Origin of the sequence: Haloarcula sp. Atlit-47R, from assembly GCF_003665985.1 — an archaeon.
Lineage (GTDB): Archaea > Halobacteriota > Halobacteria > Halobacteriales > Haloarculaceae > Haloarcula > Haloarcula taiwanensis.
In genome coordinates this window covers 1,353,286-1,372,880 of sequence record NZ_QPLQ01000001.1, presented here as the reverse complement: position 1 = coordinate 1,372,880, position 19,595 = coordinate 1,353,286, and the positions used below count along the sequence as shown (strand labels likewise).

The 19,595-nt window shown below is 64.8% G+C and carries 20 protein-coding genes; 10 read left to right on the top strand and 10 right to left on the bottom strand.

Annotation, left to right across the window (positions count from 1 at the left end):
- Positions 1 to 17: 17 nt before the first annotated feature.
- On the bottom strand, positions 18 to 647 hold the full coding sequence (locus DVK00_RS07175) for a histidine phosphatase family protein (protein ID WP_121577491.1): 630 nt from the start codon (positions 645 to 647) through the stop codon (positions 18 to 20).
- A gap of 1 nt (position 648) precedes the next feature.
- A complete protein-coding gene (locus DVK00_RS07170) occupies positions 649 to 2,265 on the bottom strand; it encodes a twin-arginine translocase subunit TatC (RefSeq protein ID WP_121577490.1) in 1,617 nt (538 codons plus the stop codon).
- A gap of 104 nt (positions 2,266 to 2,369) precedes the next feature.
- On the opposite strand from DVK00_RS07170, the gene DVK00_RS07165 reads away from it, so the two are divergent.
- The 3 genes from DVK00_RS07165 to DVK00_RS07155 all read left to right on the top strand — a co-directional run bounded on the left by DVK00_RS07165 (position 2,370) and on the right by DVK00_RS07155 (position 5,753).
- On the top strand, positions 2,370 to 4,559 hold the full coding sequence (locus tag DVK00_RS07165; protein ID WP_121536043.1) for a twin-arginine translocase subunit TatC: 2,190 nt from the start codon (positions 2,370 to 2,372) through the stop codon (positions 4,557 to 4,559).
- A 329-nt stretch (positions 4,560 to 4,888) separates the two neighbouring features.
- Positions 4,889 to 5,065, top strand: a complete 177-nt coding sequence (locus DVK00_RS07160; protein ID WP_101348929.1) for a ribbon-helix-helix domain-containing protein — start codon at positions 4,889 to 4,891, stop codon at positions 5,063 to 5,065.
- Positions 5,055 to 5,753 (top strand): queuosine precursor transporter, encoded by a 699-nt coding sequence (locus DVK00_RS07155; RefSeq protein WP_101348928.1) that lies wholly within the window; start codon positions 5,055 to 5,057, stop codon positions 5,751 to 5,753. The genes DVK00_RS07160 and DVK00_RS07155 overlap by 11 nt, the downstream gene beginning before the upstream one ends.
- A 17-nt stretch (positions 5,754 to 5,770) precedes the next feature.
- Here DVK00_RS07155 and DVK00_RS07150 read toward each other — a convergent pair whose 3' ends face one another.
- Positions 5,771 to 6,562, bottom strand: a complete 792-nt coding sequence (locus DVK00_RS07150; protein ID WP_101348927.1) for a 23S rRNA (uridine(2552)-2'-O)-methyltransferase — start codon at positions 6,560 to 6,562, stop codon at positions 5,771 to 5,773.
- Positions 6,563 to 6,868: 306 nt separating this feature from the next.
- Here DVK00_RS07150 and nirK point away from each other — a divergent pair, with 306 nt between their 5' ends.
- The 4 genes from nirK to DVK00_RS07130 all read left to right on the top strand — a co-directional run bounded on the left by nirK (position 6,869) and on the right by DVK00_RS07130 (position 10,404).
- Entirely contained in the window at positions 6,869 to 7,954 is a 1,086-nt protein-coding gene (gene nirK / locus DVK00_RS07145; protein ID WP_121577489.1) for a copper-containing nitrite reductase, read from the top strand.
- A gap of 155 nt (positions 7,955 to 8,109) precedes the next feature.
- Positions 8,110 to 8,853: a DNA polymerase sliding clamp gene (locus tag DVK00_RS07140; protein WP_004516027.1), complete on the top strand. Its 744-nt coding sequence runs from the start codon at positions 8,110 to 8,112 to the stop codon at positions 8,851 to 8,853.
- A 6-nt stretch (positions 8,854 to 8,859) separates the two neighbouring features.
- Positions 8,860 to 9,756, top strand: a complete 897-nt coding sequence (locus DVK00_RS07135; protein WP_101348925.1) for an alpha/beta fold hydrolase — start codon at positions 8,860 to 8,862, stop codon at positions 9,754 to 9,756.
- Positions 9,757 to 9,792: 36 nt separating this feature from the next.
- Positions 9,793 to 10,404 carry a hypothetical protein gene (locus DVK00_RS07130; RefSeq protein WP_121577488.1) on the top strand — a complete coding sequence of 204 codons (612 nt, stop codon included), beginning with the start codon at positions 9,793 to 9,795 and terminating at the stop codon, positions 10,402 to 10,404.
- A gap of 13 nt (positions 10,405 to 10,417) precedes the next feature.
- Here the strand turns inward: DVK00_RS07130 and DVK00_RS07125 are convergent, their stop codons facing one another.
- On the bottom strand, positions 10,418 to 11,344 hold the full coding sequence (locus DVK00_RS07125) for a DUF4382 domain-containing protein (protein ID WP_198560207.1): 927 nt from the start codon (positions 11,342 to 11,344) through the stop codon (positions 10,418 to 10,420).
- Positions 11,345 to 11,538: 194 nt separating this feature from the next.
- On the opposite strand from DVK00_RS07125, the gene hjc reads away from it, so the two are divergent.
- Positions 11,539 to 12,057 carry a Holliday junction resolvase Hjc gene (gene hjc / locus DVK00_RS07120; protein WP_101348923.1) on the top strand — a complete coding sequence of 173 codons (519 nt, stop codon included), beginning with the start codon at positions 11,539 to 11,541 and terminating at the stop codon, positions 12,055 to 12,057.
- 18 nt (positions 12,058 to 12,075) lie between these two features.
- On the opposite strand, the gene DVK00_RS07115 is transcribed toward hjc, so the two are convergent.
- A complete protein-coding gene (locus tag DVK00_RS07115; RefSeq protein ID WP_101348922.1) occupies positions 12,076 to 12,723 on the bottom strand; it encodes an SWIM zinc finger family protein in 648 nt (215 codons plus the stop codon).
- A 129-nt stretch (positions 12,724 to 12,852) separates the two neighbouring features.
- On the opposite strand from DVK00_RS07115, the gene DVK00_RS07110 reads away from it, so the two are divergent.
- Positions 12,853 to 13,062, top strand: a complete 210-nt coding sequence (locus DVK00_RS07110) for a hypothetical protein (protein WP_101348921.1) — start codon at positions 12,853 to 12,855, stop codon at positions 13,060 to 13,062.
- Here DVK00_RS07110 and priL read toward each other — a convergent pair.
- On the bottom strand, positions 13,059 to 14,135 hold the full coding sequence (gene priL / locus DVK00_RS07105; RefSeq protein ID WP_101348920.1) for a DNA primase regulatory subunit PriL: 1,077 nt from the start codon (positions 14,133 to 14,135) through the stop codon (positions 13,059 to 13,061). The two genes, DVK00_RS07110 and priL, sit on opposite strands and share 4 nt — an antisense overlap.
- Positions 14,136 to 14,426: 291 nt before the next feature.
- Here priL and DVK00_RS21630 point away from each other — a divergent pair, with 291 nt between their 5' ends.
- Positions 14,427 to 14,579, top strand: a complete 153-nt coding sequence (locus DVK00_RS21630) for a hypothetical protein (RefSeq protein WP_198560206.1) — start codon at positions 14,427 to 14,429, stop codon at positions 14,577 to 14,579.
- A gap of 160 nt (positions 14,580 to 14,739) precedes the next feature.
- Here DVK00_RS21630 and DVK00_RS07100 read toward each other — a convergent pair whose 3' ends face one another.
- The 4 genes from DVK00_RS07100 to DVK00_RS07085 form a co-directional block, all read right to left on the bottom strand.
- Positions 14,740 to 15,195, bottom strand: coding sequence for a DapH/DapD/GlmU-related protein (locus DVK00_RS07100; protein WP_101348919.1), 456 nt, complete (start codon positions 15,193 to 15,195; stop codon positions 14,740 to 14,742).
- Between the two features lie 362 nt (positions 15,196 to 15,557).
- Positions 15,558 to 16,835 carry an adenosylhomocysteinase gene (locus tag DVK00_RS07095; protein WP_121536037.1) on the bottom strand — a complete coding sequence of 426 codons (1,278 nt, stop codon included), beginning with the start codon at positions 16,833 to 16,835 and terminating at the stop codon, positions 15,558 to 15,560.
- A 44-nt stretch (positions 16,836 to 16,879) separates the two neighbouring features.
- A complete protein-coding gene (locus DVK00_RS07090; RefSeq protein WP_121577487.1) occupies positions 16,880 to 17,950 on the bottom strand; it encodes a hypothetical protein in 1,071 nt (356 codons plus the stop codon).
- Positions 17,951 to 18,100: 150 nt separating this feature from the next.
- A complete protein-coding gene (locus tag DVK00_RS07085; protein ID WP_121577486.1) occupies positions 18,101 to 19,399 on the bottom strand; it encodes an amidohydrolase in 1,299 nt (432 codons plus the stop codon).
- Positions 19,400 to 19,595: the final 196 nt, after the last annotated feature.

The window sequence follows — 19,595 nt, the reverse complement described above, 5'->3', positions numbered from 1 at the left end:
ACGGCGACACCACGCAGTCAGTCAAGCAGCGCCTGCCAGCCGGTCAGTTCCTCGCCGACCAGTTCCGGCTCGTCACCGTCGAGCCGAATCTCGTTGACGGCGCAGTTCAGCTGTGAGTCCTCGGCCAGCGCCGCGTCGGGGTCTCTGTCCGTGAGCTTCGCCAGCAAGACCTTGATGACGCCGCCGTGGGTAACCACCAGCGTCGTCTCGCCAGCATCGGTCGTCGCGATTGCCCGGTCCCAGGCCGACTCGACCCGTCCGCGGAAGGTCGGGATGCCCTCGCCGCCTTCCGGGGCCGCATCGAGTGAGATGACGCTCGCGTCCCGGTCGTGGTCGGGGAACTCATCGAGCAGTTCGTCGGCGTACAGGCCCTGCATGATTCCGAAGCCGCGCTCGCGCCAGTCGGTGTCGAACGCGCAGTCGGGCAGGCCGCCGTAGCCGTCACCGACCGCAGCGGCCGTCTCGCGGGTGCGCCGGAGGTCCGAGGCGAAGACGCGGTCGACGCCGTAGCGCTCATCGAGCCATGTTCCGAGCGCCGTGGCCTGCTTCTGTCCTTGGTCGGTCAGCCGACTCGGGGCCCACCCCTGAATACGACCGTCGCGGTTCCAGGTGGTCTCCCCGTGCCGGGCGACAAGTAGGGTCCTCATCTTATTCACCCCGGTTTCGCCAGCGCGCGACGGCGATGGTCCCCTCGTAGAGGAGGACAAGGCCGGCGGCGGCGGCGATGGCGGCGTTTCGCGGGAGGCTGAACTGGTTCACGAGCCGGAACAGCGTCGGGTCAGGGCTGCCGAGGTAGCCGACGACGATGGCGACAGCCCACACCGGCAGGCGGGCGGCCCGGAACCCGCGCCAGAGCTTGACCGAGCCGTAGTAGTTCTTGTTCACGTAGGCTAGCGCCTCGAACAGGACGATCATCCCGCCGCCGACGAGCATCGGCGTGGCGTTGCCGAGGCCGACGGCTGCGAGCGTCTCAGTCACTGTGGCTGGCAATTGCTCGTAGTAGCCCGTCGGGACCGGTGCGGGGCTGAGGATGTAGCCGGCGATGCCGGCTGTCAGCCACGCGGCCGGACGGCGCGCGGCGAGGTCGTCCGCCGTCGGGACCGGTGACGTGCTGCCGGTCCACCGCAGGAGCAACAGGGTCCCCTCGAACAGGCCGATCATCGTCACCGCGACCATCAGCGGGGCCATCCCGGTCGGGTCGGGACTGAACAGGAACGCCACGGCGGCGAAGCCACCCCAGAAGTACAGCCGCCGGTCCTGAAGCCACTGGCGCGTCGTCACGCCCATCATCACCGCGAGCATCACGAACAGCGGAATCTGGAAGATGAGCGCGAACAGCCCGAGCATCAGGATGATGAGGTTGAACGTCTCGCTGAGGCCAAAGGCGAGGTCGGCCGCGCGGTCGGAGTAGGTGATGAAGTAATCGAACATCGCCCGCAGGACCGCGAAGTACGCGAAGCCGACGCCGACGGCCGCGAGCACGAGACTCGTCGGGACCGCCGCGAGGTAGTAGCGCCGCTCGCGGGGGTACAGCCCCGGTCGCATGAACAGGTACGTCTGGTAGACGAACACCGGGAGCGCGACGATAAAGCCGACCAGTGACGACACTTTCAGCCGCGCCAAGATGAGCGCGAGCGGATTGTATACGTTCGGGCAGTCCGCACCCTCGACGACGCTGCCCTCGGCGTTGGTCGCGACCTGTCCGCAGGCCTCAGCCGGCCCGTCGAGGAAGGAGTACCACAGGAAGTTGATGAGTTCGTCGGAGTACGGCAGGGCGATGACGGCGACGACGGCCATCACGCCGACGACGACGAACAGCCGCATCGCCATCTCCTCGACGTGGTCGGCGAGGGGCATCTCCTCGTCGTCGGGCGCGCCCTCGTCGACGATGTCCTCATCCGGGTCGTAGGTGGGCGCGTTCCCGCCGCCGTGGGTCGGTGTGGCACTGCCACCAGCCGGTGACGGCGTCGACTTGCCCCAGTCGGTCGGAACGTCCGCCGGGACGGCGGCGGCGATATCCGACGCATCCCGGTCGAACAGCCCATCGCTGGATTCGGCTTCGGTCGGCGCGGCGTGCGAGCCAACAGTGTCCTCGTCACCGCCGGCCGGCGCGGGACCCGGGCCTGTCACCTCGGCCGTCTCCCGGTTGGCATCGGCCTCGGCCACCGGGTCGGTGGGGACCGCCGACTCGTCGGCCTCGTCGTCGGACGGTAGTGGCGGCTCATCGGGCCTGCGCCGCTCGTCGTCTGCGTCACCGTCCTCCATCTGTCCCCGGCTTAGACGGTGGGTGTTGTAAACTTTCTTTTCGAGCAGTGGCTGTCACCGGGATGAATAAATTGATAACGCCCACTGGGCTAGGCACAGAGAAGATGGCGAGTGCTATCGACGAGGACACCGTCCAGACGGTCCAGAGCGGGCGGGCGACGCTCGGTGCGATGCTTCGCTCGGCGCAGGTGCACCTCCAGAAGGTGTTCGTCGTCTTCGTCATCGGGATGATCGGCACGATCATGGGACTGCAGTACGGCGTCTGGGACACGCTGCGCGCCGATCTCCTGTACTCGCAGATGGACCTCACCACGCAGGAAGCCACGAGTATCGTCGCGGTCACACCGTTCGATGTCATCCTCCTGCAGGTGAAAATCGGAGCCGTCATCGGAATTCTCATGTCGCTGCCGCTGTTGATATACTTCGGCCGCGATGGGCTCCGCCAGCGGGGCTGGTGGCCGGCCGAGCACATCCCGACCTGGAAGGGCGCGCTGTTCGTCACGATCAGCTTAGGGCTGTTTTTCGGCGGTGTCGCCTACGCCTACGAGCTGTTCTTCCCGCTGATGTTCAACTTCCTCGCCGGGGACGCGTTCAAGGCCGGCTTCACGCCACAGTACTCCATCGTCAAGTGGTTTCAGTTCGTCTTTCTGCTGGCCATCTCTTTCGGCCTCGCCGCCCAGCTGCCGCTCGTGATGACGGTGCTTTCATACACCGAAATCGTCCCCTACGAGACGTTCCGTGACAAGTGGCGCTACGCGGTGATGGGTATCTTCGCCTTCGGCGCGCTGTTCTCGCCGCCGGACCCGTTCACCCAGATTATGTGGGCCGCGCCGCTGTGTGGCCTCTACGGTATCAGCCTCGCGCTGGCGAAGCTTGCAATGTTGGTCAGACGCTCCGGTGACCTCGTCAGTACCAGTGCCGTCGCCCGAGAGCACTGGAACACGATTCTCGGCGGTGCAGTGCTTGGCGGCGGTGTGGTGTACTACGTCCTAGCGACGCCGGCGTTCCAGTACATCCAGCAGTTCGCTGAAGTGTTCCCGTCCGACCGGCTCACTGGTGACATCCAGCCGCCGGCACTATTCGGCCTCCCGGTCGAGAGTACAGCAGTACTTCTCGCCGTCGGGTTCGGTGTCATCGGTGCTGTCGTCGTCCTGTACTACCACGTCCTGACCGCGCTCTCGGAGAAGGCCGGTCCCGGTCAGGTGGGCGACCCGACGGCCATCGACATCAGCGAACTCAACGCCTCGGCCGTCGAGGTCGCACCGCCCGAAGTGTTCGAGGAGATGAGCGAGGACGAGGCGCTTGCCCACGCCGACCGCGCGCTTGCGGACGACAACAAGGAGAAAGCGCAGGCCGTCCTCGACCGCTGGGACATGGCCCACGAAGACGACCCGGGAAGCGAGACCGGCGATACCGCGGACGGGGCCGCTGAATCGGAGGAAGAAGCGGGCGTGTTCACCTCGACGACCGCTGGCATGGTCGACGCGTTCACCGAGGACGAAACAACCGAAGACGAGATCGGCGGCTACTACTACGACATCCAGTTCATCCTCAGCGCCTTAGCCTCCCGGGCGTTCGTGATTCTGGGCATCTTCGGGGCGGTGCTTGCCGCCGCGTTCCTGTTCCTCTATCAGGGTGGCATCGGGACGATTCAGCGGACGTTCGTTAGCCGGCTCCCGCCGGAGATGGCCGCCGACGTGAGCATCGTCACGCTCCACCCCGTGGAGCACCTCGTGTTCATCGTCAAGTTCTCGACGATACTCGGGGCCGTTGCAGTCATTCCCGTGGTGCTGTACTTCGCGTGGCCGGCGATGCGCGAGCGCGGCCTGGTCATCGGGAACCGCAACATCCTGGGTATCTGGGGCGGGACGCTGTTTGCCGCACTCATCGGCGGAAGCCTGCTCGGGTTCCTCTACGTGGCCCCGATGACCATCTCCTGGATCGCCTACGACCAATTGAACTCGAACATGGTCATCGCCTATCGGGTGAGCAACTTCGGCTGGCTCGTGTTCTTCCTCACCATCGGCATCGGCCTGCTGGCCGAGATTCCAGTGACGATGTTCCTCTTCCACAAGGGCGGTATCATTCCGTTCCGGCTGATGTACGAGCGCTGGCGAGAGGTCGTCATCGCCATCGTCGCCCTCTCGGCGATCCTCTCGCCCAGCGGCATCTTCACGATGTTCATCGTCGGTATTCCAACCGCGCTTGCGTACCTGCTCGGACTCGGCGTCCTCTGGGTGTACACGCTCGGCGGCCGGCGGACGTCGAACCGCCGCAGCGAACCCGCCGACTGAGAGTCGTACTCAGCTACAGGTCACGGGACGTTATTCGACGATATTTGTGCCACCGTCGCGGTCGTCAACTGCGCGTCTGTCGCACTGCGACGCTCGGTCGGCGGTATCGTCTTGGTCAGCACCGTTCTCACTGCTACAGCCCGACATCTCGAGTGCCAGCGGAACGCTCAAAGTACGGTACGTCGTTTCAATGTATTCATATTTCAGATATTAAATGAGAGGATGAAAATATATCAGGTAGTTGTCTCGGTATATATTATCTACGGAGGGCGATACGCCCGGTCGGCAAACCACAGTGGCTAAGCATATGCTCGATATATTCTCCAGATATGCCCAAGATAAGCGTCGAAGTCCCGGCCGAGCTGCTGAACGACATCGACAAGCACGTCGGCGAAGACGGGAAGTTCGTCAACCGGAGCGAGGCTATCCGCGCTTCGGTGCGAAAGACGCTTGACATGCTCGACGACATCGATGAACGGCAGGGACGACTCGACGATGACCAGTGAGCGGTCGGAGGCGGTGCGCGTCGGTCTCGTCGCGCTGTTCGTGACGGCGCTGGTCACCTCGCAGGTGACCGCCTCGAAGCTTCTGGCGTTCTCGCTGCCGTTTTCGCTCCCGCTTGCGGGGTCGACGCTCGTCCTGCCGGGGGCCGCGCTGGCGTACGCGCTGACGTTCTTCGCTTCTGACTGCTACGCCGAACTGTACGGCCGGCGGGCCGCGACGGTCGTCGTCAACGTCGGGTTCGCGATGAACTTCGTCCTGCTGGCGCTGGTCTGGAGCACCATCTTCGCGCCCGGCCTCCCGCAGTCGGCACAGCCAGTCGACCTCGCGGCCTTCCGGAACGTCCTCGGGGCCAGCACAGCCATCGTCGTTGCCAGCCTGTCGGCCTACGTCGTGAGCCAGAACTGGGACGTGTTCGTCTTCCACTGGCTTCGGGACCGAACCGACGGCGAGAAGCTCTGGCTCCGCAACATCGGTTCGACGGCCTCCAGCCAGCTTATCGATACGGTCATCTTCGTCGGCGTCGGCTTCGTCCTGTTTCAGGGCGTCCCACCGGCCGAGGCGCTGGCGCTCATCGTCGGCCAGTACCTGTTAAAGCTCGCTATCGCTGTCGTCGACACGCCGTTCGTCTACGCTGTCGTCGGCTTCGCCCGCCGAAACGACGTCGTTACGGCCCCGGCGAGCGCCGACTGAAAACAGCTGCAAGCGGCTTATTCGACCGGTTCAGCGAACGCGTACCGGGGCTTCACGTCGTCGATGCGGACCTCGACTGTTTCGCCCTCTTCGACACCGCTGACGAAGACGGTGAAGTTCTCGACTTTGGCGATACCGTCGCCCTCCTCGCCGATGTCGTCGATGGTGACGTCGATGATATCACCCTCGCGGACCGGCCCGGTCAGGCGGTGTTTCGCCACCAGATACAGCTCCGAGGAGGAGTCCCGCGAGGCGTCGGGACGGACCTCGCGGACGTACTCGAACTCCGGTTCGATGTCGGCGATGAGGTCGTCTAGGTCCTGCCCGTCGAACACTTTCGCACAGAAGTCCCCGCCGGCATCGAGCAGGTCCGTCGCGACCTCGAAGGCCTGCCGGACCAGATGGACGGACCGGGCGTGGTCGAGGTCGTACTGCCCGGTCATGTTCGGAGCCATGTCGGAGATGACCACGTCGACCGGGCCGCCCTCGCCGTCGCTCTCGCCGACTATGTCCCGGATTTCGTCTTTCGTGCTGTCCTCAGTCATGTCGCCGCGGACGTACTCGACGGTCGGTTCGGGGTCCTCCAAATCGTCGATGGTCTGGCGGTCGACACCGACCAGCGTCCCGCGCTCGCCGATGCGCTCGGCCGCGACCTGCATCCAGCCGCCCGGGGCGGCCCCGAGGTCGACGACGGTCCGTCCCTCGCCGAGCAGGCCGGCCGTGTCGTCCAGTTGCTGGAGCTTGTAGGCTGACCGCGCGCGATACCCCTCCTGCTTCGCTCTGTTGTAGTAGTCGTCTTTGCCCGACATGGTTACCACACATCGCGTGCGTCTCGACCGTCGAAAGATGGCGAAATCGCAGTCATAGTACCACGGAAGCGGTCAGCGCTCAAATGGATGCCGACTCGGAGTTTTCGGTCACCACTGCACGACGGCCGCTATCAGTTGCTCGGAAGCGGACCGGGATGTCGGCAGTTTCCGGGACTACATTACCACCAACCCGAACACGTTCAGTGCCGTTCTTACCGCATAAGAACGCGTCTCAACGGCTGAGATTCGCCGGCCCCATATATACAGGTCACGCGCCGAGTCCCATCTGTAGGAAGTGACCCCCCGATGTCAACTATTCCGACGGCGACGCGGAGGCGGGTGTTAGAAGCCCTGGGCGTCGGCACGGCCGCCCTTGCGGGCTGTGCCAGCGCACCGGGTGCAAAAGAACAATCGACCGAAGCGGAGACGACCCCACAGGAGCCAGCTATGAACGCCGCACAGCAGACCGACGTCGACCGTATTGCCGCGGACCCGACCGACATCCCGGACCCCATCGACCGCTCACAGCCGAAGACGGTGTCGGTGGAGATGACCACCAAAGAGCAGGTCGCGGAAATCGAGCCGGGCGTCACCTACACGTACATGACCTTCGACGGGCAGATTCCCGGCCCGATGGTCCGGGTCCGTCGGGGCGACACCGTCGAACTCACCATCACGAACGAGGAGGGCAACTCGATGCCCCACAACATCGACCTCCACGCCGTCCGCGGCCCCGGGGGCGGTGCTGAGGCGTCGATGGTCACGCCCGGCCAGACCGAGACGTTCCGGTTCAAGGCGACCTACCCCGGCGCGTTCATCTACCACTGTGCGGTCCCGAACCTCGATATGCACATCTCCTCGGGGATGTTCGGGATGATCCTCGTCGAGCCGAAAGACGGGCTCCCCGAAGTAGACCACGAGTTCTACTTCGGCCAGCACGAGCTGTACACCACCGGCGAGGCCGGCGAGAAGGGCCACCACGACTTCGACATGGACGCGATGGCGGCCGAGGACCCGACCTACGTCCTGATGAACGGCGAGAAGTACGCTATCACGCCGGACCGGTACGGCGCGCCGAGCATCTCGGTCGGCGACACCGCTCGCGTGTACTTCGTGGCCGGCGGGCCGAACCTCGACTCCAGTTTCCACCCCATCGGGTCCGTCTGGGACGAGGTCTGGCAGCAGGGATCTATCGCCGGGCCGCCGAACAAGTTCGTCCAGACCACGCCGGTCAAGCCCGGGTCCTGTGCCATCGCGACGCTCCACGCCGAGGTGCCCGGCCCGATCAAACTGGTCGACCACGCGCTCTCCCGGGTCGCCCGCAAGGGCATGATGGCCGTCATCAACCGCGAGGGTTCGGCAAACCCTGACGTGTTCGAACCGGAAGCCTGAGCGCTTCGCCGGAGTAGCGCTGCGAACTGCCGCGTCGCGTTCTAATCACCCTGCTGACAGTATCGCTCGCGAACGCCGTTCCACTCGCGGTCGCTCGCGCGCACGCGGTTTCAATGAGGGACTTTTTAATGGATGGGGGCATAGTCCGGTTCAAGATGTTCAACGCCATCGTGAGCGCAGACACGCTCCAGGCGACTCTCGACTCTGTGAGCGTGCTGGTGGACGAGTGCAAGATCCACCTCGAAGAAGACGGGCTGGAAATCCGGGCAGTCGACCCGGCAAACGTTGGAATGGTCGACCTGCGGCTCGACGCGGCGGCGTTCGAGTCCTACGAGACTGACGGTGGGCTCATCGGCGTCAATCTCTCCCGCCTCGAAGACATCGCTGGCATGGCCGACGCCGGCCAGCTCGTCCACCTCGATCTGGACGAGGAGACGCGGAAACTCCACATCTCTATCGACGGTCTCGAATACACCCTCGCGCTGATCGACCCCGACTCCATCCGGCAGGAGCCCGACCTCCCGGATCTGGACCTCTCGGCGAATATCGTCATCGAGGGCAAAGACATCGACCGGTCGGTCACCGCCGCGGACATGGTCAGCGACCACATCGCGCTGGGCGTCGACGCGACCGAGGAACTGTTCTACGTCGACGCCGAGGGCGACACCGACGATGTCCACCTCGAACTCACTCGCGACGACCTCATCGACCTCACCCCTGGTGACGCCCACTCGCTGTTCTCGCTGGATTACCTGAAGAACATGAACAAGGCCATCCCGAAAGACGCCGAGGTCGAGATGGAACTCGGCGAGGAGTTCCCGGTCAAGATGCACTTCAGCTTCGCCGAGGGGCAGGGCAGGGTCACGTACATGCTCGCGCCGCGCATCCAGAGCGAATAAGGACAAATGCCGTCCACGCCGCCAATTCCAGCCACTGACTGGCTGCCCGACGACGCCGAGACGGAGACGCTCTCGCTCCCAGACGGCCGGCGGCTGGCCTACGCCACCTACGGCGACACCGACGGCTATCCGGTCCTCTTTTGTCACGGTACCCCCGGGTCACACGTCGCCGCACGGCTGCTTGCCGCACCGGCCCGCGAACGCGGCGTCCACCTCATCGCCCCGGACCGGCCGGGTATCGGGAATTCCGAAGACGCGTCTGTCACGCTCGAAGATTGGCCAGACGACGCCGCACACCTCCTGTCCCACCTCGATGTCGACGCGGCTGGTGCCGTCGGCTTCTCCGGCGGCGGCCCGTTCGCGCTGGCCTGCCATCGATTACCCGAGATAGAGCGACTCGCACTGCTGGGCAGCAGCGGCCCGCCGTCAGTCGGCACAACAGGGCGCGTCCAGCAGTTTGTCGGGGCACTGTCCCGGCACGCTCCGTGGGCGCTCGGGCGGCTGTTCCGGCTGCAGCGATGGTTCGCCCTTCGCCGGGGCCCGTCCTACGCTGTCGGGTTCGTTGCCGAGGAGACACCGGAGACGGACGCCCTGGCAGCCGACGAGGTGGCACGAATCGTCCGTGCGGATATGCTCACGTCGATGGCACGCGGTCCGAGCGGAATCATCCGCGAGCAGCGACTGCTTTCACAGCCATGGCCGTTTGCCCTCGAAGAGATTTCGGTCCCGGTGAGCGTGTTCCAGGGGCAAAACGACGCCAACGTTGCCCCGTCGACGGGGAAAGCTCTCGCACAGCGGCTTCCGGACGCCTCGTTTGAATCGGTCGACGGCGACCATCTCGGGACGTTGACAACTGCTGGCGACGACGCGCTGGCCACCGTACAGCGTCGCACGCGCGTCTGACGTACCGTTTTGTAGGTCTGGTGCTAACGGGTCGGTATGGAGAACCTCGGGGACGCGTACAGCAACCGGCGTTGGGAGGGGCGTGACCCTCGCCGTGTCGTTGCCGGTGCGACCCTGGGGGGTGTCGGCGCGCTGACGGTGGTCGTCGCAATACTGCTGGTAACGACGCCGCTGTCGGCAGTTGTTGGCGCAACTGAGCCCCACGCTGCCGAGAAACTCGGTGGGACACTGGGCGGCCTTGGTATTCCCGCAATGTTCCTGAGTGTCGTTGCCGTACTTCCCTCAAGCCGCCGGGAACAGAGCGGCGTCGCCGTCGGCGCGGTCCTCTGTTTGGTCGGCATCGGGCTGTTCCAGATGGCTTACCCGTACAACTGGACGGTCGGCGAGCAGACGCTGGCGTTCGAAACGACCATGGCGTATTTCATCGGGGCGTGCGTGGCGTTCTGGTTCGTCTTCACCGCGATGGCGAGCTTCCGGCGGCGGAACAATCCACAGGGTACGGTGAAACTTGAGATTTCTCACAAAGGCGAAACCAAGACTGTTGAGGTGTCCCCACAGGAGTACAAGCGCTACACGCAGGCGGTTCGCGGCGACGGCGGTACGACCGACGAGGTCATTCAGGAACTGGAGTCGCGAATCGAAGACTAAGCGTAAGTGAGCGTTACTCGGCGGTCGTCGTTTCGTTGCCGCCCCGGTCCGAGTCCGTCATCGAGTCGCGCTCTGTTTCCTCGTCATCGGCGGTATCGTCGCTGTTCTCCTTCTCATCGTCAGCCGCGTCTTCTACACTGTTGCTATCGACCTCCTCGATCTCAACGTCCTTGCCAGCGACTCCGCTTTCCGAGATAACCGGCAAGAGATTGTAGCCGCCGGTACCCTTCTTGACGACGTTGATGTCGAAGACGAACTCGACCGATTCACCGGCGACGACTTCGAACGGCTTGGTGAGCTGGAGCTTCTCGCTCGGGATCTTCACGTCGACAGACTCACCGTCGACGACCCCGTCGACGGATTCGGCGTACAGTTCGATCTTGCTGTAGCGGCCCGCTTCGAGTTCACCGTCGAGAACGCCGATGGCCTTGTCCCCGACGACCTCGGTGAGGTCAACAGTTGCGCCGTCGAGGTCGCGAACCTCGAAGCCACCCTCGTCCTCATCGGCTTCCTCGTCCATGTCCTCGCCATCTTCGGCCTCGTCCTCGGCGTCGTCGTCCGCCGTGTCCATCTCGGTCGACTCGGCCGTCTCCGTCTCAGTTGCCTCGGCCGTCGCCGCTTCCGTCGCTTCAGTCTTGGTCGCGTCTGCGCGTTCGTCCGTCTCCTCGCTGTCTTTGGCCCGGAAGATGCGAGCCTTGGAGAATGACACATCGAGCGAGTCGAAATCGCCGATAGCTGCGGGCTGGTCGCTGATCAGCAACCGGAACGTCCCGACGGTTCCGCCGTCGTCCGTCATCGCGTCCTCGTCGGTGGAGCCGCCGGCACTGGTTCCGTCACCGCTGGTCCCGTCAGACCCCCCGGAGTCGCTCGACCCGGAACAGCCGGCGAGGAGACCGACCCCGACGCCCGCGCCCGTGGCGATGAACCGTCGTCGTCTCATCGGCCACATCCCATCTGCGCTGTCGTCGCTGTCGATTCTATCGCTGCTGTTACGTAGGTACTCATTCCATGACGTGGGATGGGACTGGTGCGTATATGCCCCGCGATAGGTCAAACCATGTACGCATCTTTGAACGGAATGAACGGTCTGTCCGTATCTGAACGGTTTTACCCCCGTCGCTCCACGTCCCGATAATGGCAAACTCGAACGCGAAGGGCGACCGCCGCGAGCGCGAACTGGTCAACGCACTCGACGAGGCGGGCTTTGCGGTGATGCGCGCGCCGGCGAGCGGCAGCGCGACCGAGCGGGAGCTGCCGGACGTGCTCTCGGGCGACGGCGAGACGTTCTACGCTATCGAGGCGAAATCCAGCGCCGGCGACCCCATCTATCTCACCGGTGAGGAGGTCGAGGCGCTGCTGTTTTTCGCCCGGAACTTCGGCGCGAAACCCCGCATCGGCGTCCGATTCGACCGCGAGGACTGGTACTTCTTTCACCCGGCAGACCTCCACACGACCGACGGCGGCAACTACCGCGTTAAAAAGGAGAAAGCCCTCTCCGACGGGACTGACTTCGATGAGTTCGTGGGCAACTCAGAGAAGGTCACGCTAGACGAGGTGGGCGACAACGGCCCCGACCAGAGCGTGCTGGACGTGCTGTCGGCCTTCGAACGCGGCGACCTCGACAAGGAGGACGCCGCGGCAATGCTGGAGTAGCGGTTCGCAGGCGTTCGGTTACTGGCTCCCGCCGCCGACGAGTTCGGCGTCCTCGACGCGGCGGAGCTGTGACAGGGGAAAGGCGTATTCTCGCGGTTCGGACGCGCTGACGGCGTCTGAAAGATATGCAGCCAGCACCACGAGGTCATCGGGCGGGTAGCCGTTGTTGGTGTCGTAGTCGGCGACTGTCTCGTCGGTCGCCTCGATGGTCCAGTCGTCGGCCGCCGTGTCGGTGACAGCCGTAACGACGAGCCTGTCGCCCGTCTCGCGGTCCCGCACGATGTCGCCGGTTTCTAGCCGACAGCTGCCACAGAGGTGGGGTGGCCCCGCGTCCGCGGCGACGAACGTGACGGTCCCACAGGCGTCACAGACCGCCCGTTGCTTGCCGGGCGGTGCGACCCGTCGTGCGGTGATTTCGATAGCGACGCGCCGGAGGTGTTTGCAGCGCTCGCCGCGGATACGGTTGTCGGGGCAGGAGCAGGACCGACGTGCGATGTCGACGAGGTACGTGCTGTCGCTCTCCGTCGTCACGGCGTACGTGCTGCCCGCCCGTGGTCGGACAGCCATGCGCTCGGTCCACGCGCGGGCGGCCCGGTCCGGGAGGGATCGGAGGTCCGGTGCAAGTGCGGTACTCTGCCGGTCGGCTGCTGATTCGATGAGCGTCATAGGTGCGGACGCGGCTGTATTTTCCAATGCGTCCAGTTGAAACGTAGGTGCTACACGCTGGTAAATCGCTCGGCCAGCGGGCTCCGGCGCTTCGATACCCTTTTTGCCGGCCCTGTGAAACCGCAGAGCATGGATATCGAGCGGGAGACGCTCCTGCAAATCGTCATCTCGGCGGTCGCCGTCGTGCTGTTCGTCGGCGCAACTGTTACCGTCTCACAGATGTATCTCAGTGGGTCAACCGTAGAGGCAACGGGCGGCTACGCGCTCATCGGCGCAATCGGGCTGTTCGTCGTGTTTATGACCGCTGCCGGCCTCTGGCTCGAACGCCAGCAGTTCTAGGCGTCGGCCTCTTCGTCGCCCTCGTCTTCGCGCCAGTCGACCAGTTCCTCCTCGTCGGTGTCGTCTAACTTCTGCTCGTAGTAGCCCATAGGGTGGGAAATCGCCTCACAGAGGTCGTCCATGTTGACACAGTCGCCGTAGGACTGCATGGTCGAACACGCCGGCGTCGAGTACTCCGTCGGGCTGGTCTCCCCGCGAATGTGGTCGACCTGATAACGGGTGGCTTCCTCACCGAAGCCAGGGTTGACCTGGAACAGGTCGACGATCTCGTCCGTCGTCATCCCGATGCCGACGAGGAAGGTCGCGATGGCAAACCGGGAGTGGTGTTCGAGATGCTCGCCCTTCTGGACCCGGTCGAGAAGCGATTTCATGCAGGGCGGAAACAGCTCCGGGACGACGGTGTCGATCTCGCGGGTGAGTTCCAGTTCCGAGAGGACTTCCTCTAACCGGTCGACCTCCGCTGTCAGTTCGTCGGCGATGGCGTCGGGGACGTTGAACGGCAGGCCCTCAGTGACGCGGTGACGGATCGCCTGTTTCAGCAGGACGTGCAGTTCCTCGGCGGTGATCCTAACCTGGCCGTCTGCCAGTGGCCGATTGACCAGCCGCCAGGAATCGCCCCGCTGGTCGGCTGCCAGGTCGAGATACGCGCCGACCTCGACGCGGTAGCCGTCGCCGGCGTCCCGGACAGCGCTCGCGAGGTCGAACTCCGCAAGCAGTTCCGTGCGGTCCAGCGTCTCGCGCTGGGTCGATTTCAGCTCTGTGGTCGTTTCGAACTCCTCGGTGAACCGGTCGTACGCTGCCTCGGCTTCCGCCTGCGCGTACTTCCGGGTACAGATGTGGACGTCGACGAGCGAGACGAGCACGCGGGCGACCGGGTACGAAAGCAGTTCGACGCGAGTCCGCCGGTGTGGCTCTCCGACGGTCCCGTCAGTGATTGCCGACTCGACCCGCTCCAGCGCGCGCGCCGTGACCGTCTCGTCCGTGGCGACAATCTCGCCTAGGTCCACCGCCGCGGCTTCGACGGCCTCCCGCGACCGCGCCAGAAAGGGGTAGCGTGCGTGGAGCGGTTCCATTGCCACCACCTTTCGGATGGGAGCGAATAAAATTGCCGTCACCGAGATAGATAGTGTCAGGTTCCCAAAAGGTAGTCCGGCAGCGAAGGCGGCTAGACTGTGGGGCTATACACATAGACCCGGACCGGCGACAAGTGAATACAGCTAGTAGACAAGCAAATACCTGCAATCCCCTACTGACAGGGTGTGGTAAGGACGCGGGTCGGCGACGACACTTGGTCCGGTCGAGGAACCGGACCAGTGCAGTCACTTGCGACGCGGTAGCTGCCAAACGACACACTGAACACACCGATGACGCACGAACACGACGCCAATTCACAAGAGGGTATCAGAGCGACGTTCGAAGAGTACGACGTCGGCGCGGACACGGTCGCCCACATCGGCGACCCCGAGAACCCGTCTGCGTGGATTCAGTCGACGGTCTTCGTTGACGTAACTGAGTAGCGCCAGTCCGCAGTCGGTCGGCGACACCAACGTGTCAAGCGGTTTTGCGTCTGTATAGGACGAATATCCCCACGACCCTGAGATATTATATCACTTCTCAAATATTATTTGCGCCACGGGAGCGAGCGTCTGCTTCTTGGACGGCTGCTAGCTTAGCGATTCAGAGGGAGCGGCGGACCGTTTCCGTGGCGCTCCGGACCACAGTCTCGGACGGAACGTCTTCAGCTACAGTGGTCCCGGCTCCTACGACGGCGTTTTCGCCGACCGTGACGCCGGGGAGGACCACCGCGCCAGCGCCGACGAAAGCCCCGTTCTCGATGACTATCCCGTCGAACGTGTCGTTCTGGAACTCCATGCCTGTGTCGGTGAGGTCGTGGGTTACACCGACGATAGAGGCGTTGGGTCCGATCTGGACGGACTCGCCGACTGTGGCGTTCTCGACGTAGGCGTTTGCGTTGATATCGGTCGGTCCGTGGATAGTCGCCTTCTTGATCGAAGTCCCCTCGTAAATCTGGACGCCGTCGTCTATGTCGGCGTCGTGGATCGTCACGTATTCTCGAATCTCGACCGTGCCCAGCGTCGCATTCTCAATCTGCGCGGTCTCGTGGACAGCCATATGCAGCCATCAGCCCCGACCGTAATCATCGTGGTGTCGAACGGTGGGTGTTTGCATCCCGACTCAGGGAGGCCGGCCGTCCGGGTATCGCGTGTCACACCCACCAGTCAGAAAACCCTACCACCCTCGATCTCTCGGTCGGCTGTTCGGTCCTCGCGTCCGGGGCGAGAACGGATCTCCTCTACAGCTCGCTCCGCTCGCCGTTCCGGTCGGAGGTTCTTCGCTGCGCTCAGACCGCTCTACGTCCCTCGTGGGTCGTCCCTCCCCGCTCTGGTATCCGAGGCCTCCCTCCGGTCGGCTTCACTATGTCTCGCGGCTTCGCCGCTCGGCTGATAAGTGGTCTTCGCTGCGCTCAGACCACTCTACGTCCCGTGCTGCCAGGAATCCATATACTCGGCCTGTGCGTCGGTTAGCGAGTCGAAGTCGACGCCTTCGGCGTCCAGTTTGATTTCGGCGACCTCTTTGTCGAGTTCGTCCGGGACGGCGTGGACGCCGGCGTCGTAGTCGTCGCCGTTCTCGACCAGTTCGCGGACGCAGACGGCCTGCACGCCGAAGCTCTGGTCCATGACTTCGACCGGGTGACCCAGCGCGATGGGGGTCGCGAGGTTGACCAGGCGGCCCTCGGCTAGCACGTTCAGGCGGCGGCCGTCGGCCATCTCGTAGGTCTGGACGCCGTCGCGAGCCTCGTAGGTGTCGACGGCGAGGTCGGACAGCGCGTCGAGGTCAACCTCGACGTCGAAGTGACCGGCGTTGGCGAGCAGGACGCCGTCCTGCATCGCTTCGAAGTGCTCCTCGACGATGACGTCGCGGTTGCCGGTGGTCGTGATGAACACGTCCCCCTCGGCGGCGGCCTCGGCCATCGGCTTCACTTCGTAGCCCTCCATGTGCGCTTCGAGCGCGCGGCGAGGTTCGACTTCGGTGACAATCACGTCGGCGTTCTGGCCGCTGGCTTTCTTCGCGACACCTTTGCCGCAGTCACCGTACCCGGAGACGACGACGGTCTTGCCGGCCCACGAGAGGTTCGTCGTCATCGCAATCGAGGCCAGCGCGGACTCGCCGGTGCCGTGGACGTTGTCGAACAGACGCTTCATCGGCGTGTCGTTGACCGCGAACACCGGGTAGTCGAGTTCGCCGTCCTCGTCCATCGCGCGCAGCCGGTGGACGCCGGTAGTCGTCTCCTCCGCGCCGCCGATGATTGTGTCGATGAGTTCGGGGTAGTCCTCGTGGATGGCCGCGACGAGGTCCATGCCGTCGTCGACAGTGATGGTCGGCTCGTGGTCGATGACGGCCTCGATAGCCGCGTAGTACTCCTCGTCGTCGACGCCGCGCTCGGCGTAAGAGGTGATGCCGTCGACGGCGTCGAGTGCGGCGCTCACGTCGTCGTGTGTCGAAAGCGGGTTACAGCCGGTGATAGCGACCTCCGCGCCGCCGACCGCGAGGATCTCCGCAAGGACAGCGGTCTTGGCTTCCACGTGCATCGCCATGCCGATGCGTTCACCGGCGAAGGGCTGGTCAGCCTCGAACTGCTCGCGGAGCGCGCCGCAGATGGGCATATGCTGGATGGCCCAGTCCATCTTTCGGCGGCCGGAATCGCGTGCCTCGTCGAGGTCGTCAAGTCGCTCGGAAATAGGCGTCGTCATGGCACGATAGAGGAAGAGAACTCCTAAAACGCTACCGAAGCCGCTCAGTTGCCGCGGTCAGCGGGCGGACCGGCGTCGTCCGGTCGGCCGCGGTCGCCGCCGTCGTCATCGTCGCTGTCGTCGCTATCGTCGCCGTCATCGCCGTCGTCCCCTGACTCCTTGGAGTCGCTGTCCTCGTCGTCTTCAGCGCTCTCTTCGTCGTCGGACTCGTCCTCCGATTCCTCGTCTTCAGTTTCGCTCTCTACGTCTTCGCCGTCGTCCTCGTCTTCGGTCTCGTTCTCTTCGTCTTCCTCCTCGGATTCCTCGTCGTCGTTACCGCGGTCCTCGGGCGGCCCAGCGTCTTCCGGGGGACGACGGCGGTCGTCGTCCGTCTCGGTCTCGTCTTCAGTTTCGTTCTCATCCTCAGCGCTGTCCGGACCGCGGTCCTCGGGCGGGCCGGCGTTCTCGGGCGGACCGCGTTGGTCCTCCGTCTCGTTCTCGTCTCCGGTCTCATTCTCGTCGTCACCGAAGATATCGGCCGGCGGACCCTGCCGGTCGCTGGGGTGAGTCTCGTTGTCGGCAGACTCGTTCTCACCGGTGACGTGTGCGGGCGGGCCGGCGTGGTCCGGCGCGTTGCCGGGGTTGTTCGCCGTCACGAAACTGGCGACTGCCGGGCCGATGCCGCCGGTCCGGTTCTCGTCACTCAGCAGGTCGTTGACGTAGGCCGATACCCGGAGGCCGAAGGTGTCGAACTCCGTGACGTTCGCGGCCGCGACGGTCAGGTCCGCCGTCGTCGTCGCGGTGTGGTTGTCCGCCGTCGCCGTCACCTCGACCGTGACGTTCTGCTCGGGTGCTGACAGCCCGACCGTGCCGTCGTCGTCGGTCGTGTAGTTGCCCGTTCCGGCGTAGGAGGCGTTGTCAACCGTCTCGACAGCTACCGAGGCGTTCTCGACGCCCGTCTCGTTCGCCGTGACCGATACCGTCGCCGTGCCGTCGTCGGCCTGTGTGACGCCGACCGCGAGCGTGTTGCCCGCGGCGGTGTTGCCGGCCGAGTCCGCCCCGGCGGCCAGTCCCGGCCCGGCGGCCAGCACGACCAGTCCGACAGCGGCGTACAGTGCGAAGAGTTTGGTGCGCATCGTGCCCGATAGGTTCGCCGAGAGGGCGATAAACACCCCCTCCCGTTCAACTCGTTCACCCCGTTCGCGGCCGCGGCGAGACCGTCCAAAAATCGTCGATATCGTTTATGCGCTGTTCTCGTCGTTTAGTTACCACTTCACTTCGATTGGCTAAGAGTCGGCCCGTTCAACCAGCGCGGCGGCGTGTTCGCTCGCCCGCTCCCGCACCGCCGCCTCGTCGAACACCTCGACAGTGCGGTCCCGCATGAGCACCTCGCCGTCACAGACCGTGTGTCGCACATCGCTCCCGTTGACGGCGTAGGCCAGGTGCGAGACGAGGTCGTGGGCCGGGGTCAGGTGCGGCGCGGCAAGGTCGATGACGGCCAAATCAGCGTTCGCACCGGCCTCGATGCGCCCGCTGTCGAAGCCCAGCAGGGCCGCGCCGTTTGCCGTCGCCATCTCGACGACCGTGCCCGCGTCGACCGCGCTGGCGTCGTCGGCCGTGAGCTTGCCGAGCATCGCCGCGTCGCGCATCTCGTCGAACATGTCGAGGTCGTTGTTCGAGGCCGCGCCGTCGGTCCCGATGCCGACGGTGACGCCGGCGTCGAGCAGGTCCTGTACCGGAGCCATCCCGCTGGCGAGTTTCATATTCGAGGCCGGGCAGTGGGCGACGCCGGTGCCCGTCTCGGCCAGCAGGTCGATTTCGCTGTCGTCGACGTGGACGCCGTGTGCCACGTACGTGTCGCCGTCGAGCAGGCCGATGTCGTCGGCGTAGGCGAGCGGACGCTGGCCGTGTTCGTCGACGATGGGGGTCACCTCGTCGCGCGTCTCGTTGGCGTGCAGGTGAATCGAGAGGTCGTCGTCGAGGGCCCGCGGGACGAACTCCCGGAGGTATTCCTCGCCAACGGTCGTGAGCGAGTGCGGCTGGAACGTCGTCCGAACCCGGCCGTCGGCCGCGCCGTCGAGGTTTCGAGCCACGTCGAGGCTCTCTTCGAGGTCAGCCCGCGCGCCCTCGGCGTCCTTGCCGACCGTGACCGCCGTGAACCCGAGCACCGCCCGCATCCCGGCCTGGTCGACGGCCTCAGCGATTTCCTCGACCGCGAAGTACATGTCCGAGAGGCTGGTCGTCCCCGAACGAATCATCTCGACCAGCCCGAGTTCCGCGCCGGCACGGATGTCCTCGGGCGTCAGTTCCGCCTCGACCGGCCAGACATCCTCCTGGAGCCACGCGTCGAGGGGCTTGTCGTCCGCGAGGCCGCGCAGTAACGTCATAGCGACGTGTGTATGAGCGTTGACCAGCCCGGGAATGACGAGGCCGTCGCTGGCGTCGAGTTCGTCATCACCGTCCAGTGTTCCCGGTTCGTCGACCGCCACGATGTCGCCGCTGTCCTGTGAAACCAGTACGTCCGCACGCTCAACGGTCATGTCTGTCCGGAGGACCTGCCCGCCGGTGACGAGGAGTTCACTCATGCCGATGGCTTCGCAACCGCGGGTCTTAGTTCGCCGGGTCGACAGCGCCGCCGTGTGTCGTATTACCACGCCTTTCTGCGAGGTAGCGGTGACAGCAGTGCCTGTTCCGCAGAGGTCTTTCGGCTCCGGCGCGTTCAAGCGGGCAAGAGAATGGCGGCGGCAGAGCAACTCCGGCAGCGGGTCAGCGCGATTCGGC

Coding starts and splice junctions, on each gene's coding strand:
- DVK00_RS07175 (WP_121577491.1), bottom strand. CDS start 647: ATGAGGACCCTACTTGTCGCCCGGCACGGGGAGACCACCTGGAACCGC.
- DVK00_RS07170 (WP_121577490.1), bottom strand. CDS start 2,265: ATGGAGGACGGTGACGCAGACGACGAGCGGCGCAGGCCCGATGAGCCG.
- DVK00_RS07165 (WP_121536043.1), top strand. CDS start 2,370: ATGGCGAGTGCTATCGACGAGGACACCGTCCAGACGGTCCAGAGCGGG.
- DVK00_RS07160 (WP_101348929.1), top strand. CDS start 4,889: ATGCCCAAGATAAGCGTCGAAGTCCCGGCCGAGCTGCTGAACGACATC.
- DVK00_RS07155 (WP_101348928.1), top strand. CDS start 5,055: ATGACCAGTGAGCGGTCGGAGGCGGTGCGCGTCGGTCTCGTCGCGCTG.
- DVK00_RS07150 (WP_101348927.1), bottom strand. CDS start 6,562: ATGTCGGGCAAAGACGACTACTACAACAGAGCGAAGCAGGAGGGGTAT.
- nirK (WP_121577489.1), top strand. CDS start 6,869: ATGTCAACTATTCCGACGGCGACGCGGAGGCGGGTGTTAGAAGCCCTG.
- DVK00_RS07140 (WP_004516027.1), top strand. CDS start 8,110: ATGTTCAACGCCATCGTGAGCGCAGACACGCTCCAGGCGACTCTCGAC.
- DVK00_RS07135 (WP_101348925.1), top strand. CDS start 8,860: ATGCCGTCCACGCCGCCAATTCCAGCCACTGACTGGCTGCCCGACGAC.
- DVK00_RS07130 (WP_121577488.1), top strand. CDS start 9,793: ATGGAGAACCTCGGGGACGCGTACAGCAACCGGCGTTGGGAGGGGCGT.
- DVK00_RS07125 (WP_198560207.1), bottom strand. CDS start 11,344: ATGAGACGACGACGGTTCATCGCCACGGGCGCGGGCGTCGGGGTCGGT.
- hjc (WP_101348923.1), top strand. CDS start 11,539: ATGGCAAACTCGAACGCGAAGGGCGACCGCCGCGAGCGCGAACTGGTC.
- DVK00_RS07115 (WP_101348922.1), bottom strand. CDS start 12,723: ATGACGCTCATCGAATCAGCAGCCGACCGGCAGAGTACCGCACTTGCA.
- DVK00_RS07110 (WP_101348921.1), top strand. CDS start 12,853: ATGGATATCGAGCGGGAGACGCTCCTGCAAATCGTCATCTCGGCGGTC.
- priL (WP_101348920.1), bottom strand. CDS start 14,135: ATGGAACCGCTCCACGCACGCTACCCCTTTCTGGCGCGGTCGCGGGAG.
- DVK00_RS21630 (WP_198560206.1), top strand. CDS start 14,427: ATGACGCACGAACACGACGCCAATTCACAAGAGGGTATCAGAGCGACG.
- DVK00_RS07100 (WP_101348919.1), bottom strand. CDS start 15,195: ATGGCTGTCCACGAGACCGCGCAGATTGAGAATGCGACGCTGGGCACG.
- DVK00_RS07095 (WP_121536037.1), bottom strand. CDS start 16,835: ATGACGACGCCTATTTCCGAGCGACTTGACGACCTCGACGAGGCACGC.
- DVK00_RS07090 (WP_121577487.1), bottom strand. CDS start 17,950: ATGCGCACCAAACTCTTCGCACTGTACGCCGCTGTCGGACTGGTCGTG.
- DVK00_RS07085 (WP_121577486.1), bottom strand. CDS start 19,399: ATGAGTGAACTCCTCGTCACCGGCGGGCAGGTCCTCCGGACAGACATG.